Source organism: Pusillimonas sp. (assembly GCF_035515275.1).
Classification (GTDB): Bacteria; Pseudomonadota; Gammaproteobacteria; order Burkholderiales; family Burkholderiaceae_B; genus Pusillimonas.
In genome coordinates, this window is sequence record NZ_DATJBQ010000090.1 from 1 (window position 1) to 5,355 (window position 5,355).

Annotated in this window: 5 protein-coding genes; all 5 read right to left on the bottom strand. The window is 61.7% G+C overall.

From position 1 onward, the window contains the following. Positions 1-1,553: S8 family serine peptidase (locus tag VL003_RS06705; RefSeq protein ID WP_325440844.1), on the bottom strand; the 1,553-nt coding region annotated here is incomplete at its 3' end. Positions 1,554-1,693: 140 nt separating this feature from the next. Next, the gene (locus VL003_RS06710; RefSeq protein WP_414708257.1) at positions 1,694-2,809 is read right to left on the bottom strand and encodes an L-threonylcarbamoyladenylate synthase; all 1,116 of its coding nucleotides are present in this window, start codon (positions 2,807-2,809) and stop codon (positions 1,694-1,696) included. A 9-nt stretch (positions 2,810-2,818) separates the two neighbouring features. Beyond that, complete coding sequence (locus VL003_RS06715; RefSeq protein WP_325440846.1) at positions 2,819-3,997, bottom strand: 5-(carboxyamino)imidazole ribonucleotide synthase; 1,179 nt, start codon at positions 3,995-3,997, stop codon at positions 2,819-2,821. 2 nt (positions 3,998-3,999) lie between these two features. After that, a complete protein-coding gene (purE, locus tag VL003_RS06720; RefSeq protein WP_325440847.1) occupies positions 4,000-4,533 on the bottom strand; it encodes a 5-(carboxyamino)imidazole ribonucleotide mutase in 534 nt (177 codons plus the stop codon). Between the two features lie 54 nt (positions 4,534-4,587). Then, positions 4,588-5,355, bottom strand: a 768-nt coding sequence (locus VL003_RS06725; protein ID WP_325440849.1) for a phosphoribosylaminoimidazolesuccinocarboxamide synthase, incomplete at its 5' end; no start/stop codon positions are given.

Genomic DNA, 5,355 nt, shown 5'->3' on the forward strand with positions numbered 1-5,355 from the left:
ACACGCGTGTTGCCGACTATACCGCTTCCGCCCAGGGCTGCATCTTTACCGATGGTAAGCAGCGCTGAATTGGCGATCGAGCCGTTGACCACCAGCTTGCCGCCGCGAATCGTGGTGGCGCCGGTATAACTGTTATTGCCGGTCATGGTAAGCACGCCCGCTCCTGCCTTGGCCAGCCCCCCCGACCCGCTGATGTCATTGCTCCAAAGCGAGCTGTATCCACGCGTATCGACGCTGAATACGGATGGGAAACCGCTCTCGCCAAACACGGCGGGGCCGCGCACGGCCCTGCCCAGATCGAGCATGCCATGACCGTAAATATTGCTGTCGGCCCAGATGCCGCCGCTGTTGGCCGTTGTAAGAATCACCTCGATGATCTGACGAGCGCTCATGTAAGGAAAGGCTTCTCGCAGCACGGCGGCCGCGCCCGCCACTACAGGAGAAGCCATGGACGTGCCTTGCATCGGCCCGTAGCTACTGTACGGAAGCGTCGAAAGCAAGGGGCGCGTATGCTCGGCCTCGCCGGTGCCACCGCCCGGTGCTGCCAGACACCAGGCCTTGGCAAAACCGCACCAATTGCTGTAGATGGCAATTTCGCCATCGGGCCGGGTAGCCACCACTGCGATTAACGCGCCCTGCAGGCTGGAGTTATCTTCCGATAACAGCGCAGGATCCGAATTAGATAGTAAGGTCCAGGTGGCGGGGTCGTAGCGGTCATAGTCGAACTCCGGATCCATGACCTTATAAAACGTGCCGGCCGCGGTATTGGCCGGCGTGATCAACGGGAGCAGGCCCAGACCGGCGGGAGAGGCGGAATAATCGCCCGGTTGAAACTGCCGATCATTGCCGGCTGCGAACACCATCAGAACATCGGCCTCAGCCAGTTGTTTAAGATAGTCTGCCTGCGCCATCGTCCACTCGGTGAAGACGGCATGATCCTGGCGCACAAAGCCGGGATTGCTCTGCCGGTAGCGCGGGTGCGACGGGTCCTCGAAGTGGGTCGGCGCCATCACCAACGGGCCGTAGCTGCCATTAAGCACCTTGGCACCGCTGTAAAACACGCGTTCATAGGCGTGGGCCAGTTCATGCGCCGCAAAGCCGGTGCGCAAAGGCAGCACCGTGGCGTTGTACGCCACGCCGTGCATGCCCACCCCATCACGGGCAGCAGCCGCCAGCCCTGCCACATGGGTTCCGTGGCCGATGATGCTGCCGGAGGGTTCAACATCCGAAACGTCAAGCTCATGAAAACCGGGCACAAAGTTCATGCGCCACGGTGAAATGCGCCCGGCGAATTCCGGGTGGTGGACGTCGAGCCCCGTATCGAGAATGGCAAGAAGCACACCCTTGCCCGTGTACCCATATTGGTAAGCGTACTGAGCCCGGATAAGGCCTAGCGCCCCGCTTCTGTTGAACTCGTCGTCGACGAAGTTCTGGGTGGTGGCGGATGCCCCGCCTGCAGCTGCGGCCAACGCCACCGCCAACACCCCTAACGTCGTCGCAAAACGCCCCGTCGCGCCGCACGCAGCAAACCTGCGCCCACACCATGCTGCCATGAAACTCACGCCTTCATTGATATTGTGTGAAGGTGCAAAGTGTAGCGGCAAACGAAATTTTTAGTAATCCTGCGTAACAAATTCAGGGCGAATCGTGCCGCCTTCTGAATATGCGTTGGGCGTTGCGTGCGCCGCAGGAGCTAGCGCAAAAACGCCGCAGCCGCGCGTGCCAAGCGATCATTGACGGCACGCCACGAACCGGATATGGGCGGCTGTTCAAAAATCAGACGACCATAGCCACCGCCATCGAGGCGCCGTAACAGGGCATAAAGCTCGCGGGCGTACACGACAGCGTCTTCCTGCACCACCAGCCAGTCCACCTTGTCATCATTAAGCACCGCGTCGTCTTCAGGTGAGGCGAAAGATACACAGGCCACGCGTTCGCCGGATGCGGCGCCGTGCTCAATGTATTCTATGAGCTTGCTTTTGGGCACAACCCACAATGGCGTACGGGGCGCATAGTGCGCCTTTAAAGAACCCGAGACACGGGGCACCATTGCCCCGGCAGCCGTTGAATGACGCGGCATGCCCGACGCATCGGCTTCAGCCTCGTTGCCAGAAGCAACACTGATCTCGTCCGCTTTCAAACCCAGCACCTGCGCAATATCCGCCGCAGTAATGTGCCCGGGGCGCAGTACCGCCGGCCCCACGCCTTGATCCAGGCGAGACAGATCAACAATGGTGGATTCAATACCGACCTGGGCGGCTCCGCCCTCGAGAATAAGCAGCTGGTCTTCGCCCAGCGAAGCAAACTCAGCGCGCACATGCTCGGCCAAGGTGGGAGACACCTGGCCAAACAGGTTCGCCGAAGGTGCCGCCACCCCGCCCTGCCCGCCTTTGAGCTGTGCAAAACGGTGCAGCAGCGCTTGCGCCACCGGATGCGAAGGACAACGCACCCCGATCGTGTCCTGGCCGCCGCTAACGGCCGACGGAATATTTTCAGCCCGAGGCAAAATCAAAGTAAGCGGCCCCGGCCAGAACGCATCAATCAGCAACTGCGCCTCGCGCGGAACATCGCTGACCCAATGGCCAAGATCGCCGCCTGGCGGAAGGTGCACAATGACCGGGTGGTTCGCGGGGCGACCCTTGGCCGCGTAAATACGTGCGACCGCCTCTACATTTTCAGCGTCCGCCCCCAGGCCATAAACCGTTTCCGTCGGAAACGCCACTAGCCCACCGCTTAACAAGCGCTGAGCCGCCACTTCAAGCATGGGATCTGTCGTGTCGTTGTTCAATGAGCTCACGCGGCTTTGCATTGGCGTTGATCAAAATTGAATGCCCAGCGCGGCAGCGACCAATTTAGCATCGTGGCGAGCCGCCTCGAGCGTTGCACCCAGTACCGTGACATGCCCCATCTTGCGGCCTGCGCGCGCTTCGGCTTTGCCGTACAGATGCAGTTTCGCACCCGGCACCCGCAACACACTCGACCAGTCCGGTTCGCGCTGGTTCCCCTGTGGATCGAACCAGATGTCGCCCAGCACGTTCAGCATGACCGAAGCGCAAAGACAACTGGGGTCGCCCAGGGGCTGACCCGCCATGGCGCGCACCTGCTGCTCGAACTGGCTGACCACGCAGGCATCGATGGTGTAGTGCCCGCTGTTATGCGGGCGCGGCGCCATTTCGTTAGCGATGAGGCTTTCGTCGCTCAAGACAAAAAACTCGACGCACATGACCCCCACGTATTCCAGCGCATGGGCCACATCTTGCGCAATGCGCGCGGCTGACTCGTTCAGGGCCGCCGCTGCCGCATCCGCGGCCGGCGCCACCGTGGAAATGGCAAGGATGCCATCGCGGTGCTCGTTGACCGAGGGGGTATAGGCCACGGCGGCACCATGCACGTCTCGAGCAACCACCACCGATATTTCAGAAGCCAGTGGCACCAGCGCCTCGAGCACGCAAGGCACACCGCCCAACGCCTGCCACGCCGCCAGCGCCTCGCCGCGGCTGGCCAGACGAACCTGGCCTTTGCCGTCGTAGCCCAGGCGGGCCGATTTGAGTATGCCGGGAAACAGAGCGTCGTCGGCTCGGTCAAGATCGGCCGGTTTCAGTATGGCGGCATGGGGTGCAACAGGTATGCCGGCCCCGGATAAAAAGGCTTTTTCGTCAATGCGGTCTTGCGCAATGCTGACACAACGTGCCGCGGGGCTGACACGCGTTCCGGCGGCCAACCGTGCAAGACTGCCCGCAGGTACGTTCTCGAACTCTGTGGTCACTGCGGCACACAACTGGGCCAAGCGGTCCAGCGCTTTTTCATCGTCGTACGCGGCCACGATATGAAGGTCGGCGGCGACGCCGGCCGGGCAGCCTTCGGCAGGGTCAAGCACCGCCACTTTGTAGCCCATGCTTTGCGCGGCATGACAGAACATTCGGCCCAACTGGCCGCCGCCCACCATGCCCAGCCAGTTACCCGGCGCGATGGGTGTGGTTTGTGAAGAATGCGTCACGGTCAGCCTGCCTGGCTTTCGGGCGGAGGTACAACCATATCGCGGGCGGCTTCAGTTTGTTTGGCGCGAAAGGTCTCTAGCCTGGCACGTAAGGCCGGGTCGGTCACCGCCATGCAGGCAATCGCGTGCAAGGCGGCGTTGGCTGCACCGGCCTCGCCGATGGCAAACGTGGCAACCGGCACACCCTTTGGCATCTGCACTATGGACAGCAAGGAGTCTTCGCCGCGCAGATAGCGCGAGGGTACGGGTACACCGTATACGGGTACGGGGGTGAGTGCCGCCATCATGCCCGGAAGGTGCGCCGCCCCGCCTGCTCCGGCAATGATGCCGCGCAGGCCCCGCTCTGCCGCACGGGCGCCGTACTGCGCCATGTCCTCCGGCATGCGATGGGCAGAAATGACCTGCGTTTCGTGGGGCACGCCAAACTCGCGCAGCATGTCGGCCGCGTGTTGCATGACGCCCCAATCGCTAGACGAGCCCATGATGATACCGATCAGCGGATGCTCATCGTTGGAAGTGGCGGCAGAGGTGCTCATAAGAGGTTTCAGCACAAAGCCCGGCAGGCGGGCAATAGACAAAGAAGTGGGAAACTACGATGTAAGACGGGTTACGGCTTCGCGGTACTTGGCTGCGGTGTTCTGAATGACGTCGGCAGGCAAACGGGGCGCAGGAGCCGTTTTGTTCCAGGGCTGGGTTTCAAGCCAGTCACGCACAAACTGCTTGTCGAAGGACGGCGGGCTGAGGCCTTCGGCGTACTGGTCGGCAGGCCAGAAACGCGAAGAATCGGGGGTAAGCACTTCGTCCATCAGGTGCAGTTTGCCGTCTTCGTCAAGACCGAACTCGAACTTGGTGTCGGCAATGATGATGCCTTTGCTTGCAGCAAAGGCCGAAGCTTCTGCGTACAGCCGCAAGGTAACACTGCGAATTTGCTCGGCCATGTCCTGGCCGACTTCGGCCACCACATGCGCAAAATCGACGTTTTCGTCGTGGGCGCCCACCTCGGCCTTGGCGGCCGGCGTAAATATGGGTTCGGGCAGACGGCTTGCCTGCTTAAGGCCCACCGGCAGCGTAATACCGCAAACAGCGCCGGTAGCCTGGTAGTCTTTCCAGCCCGAACCAATAAGGTAGCCACGCGCCACGGCTTCGACCATGACTGGTTTAAGCCGCTTTACCACCATGGCCCGGCCCGCGACCTGCTCGCGTTCGTCGGGCGCCACCACATCTTCGGGCGCAATGCCGGTAGCGTGATTGGGCACAATATGGGCCAGCTTGCGCAACCAGAACTCGGTCAGTTCGGTCAGTACCTGGCCTTTGCCGGGAATGGGGTCATCGAGTATGACGTCAAAGGCCGAGATGCG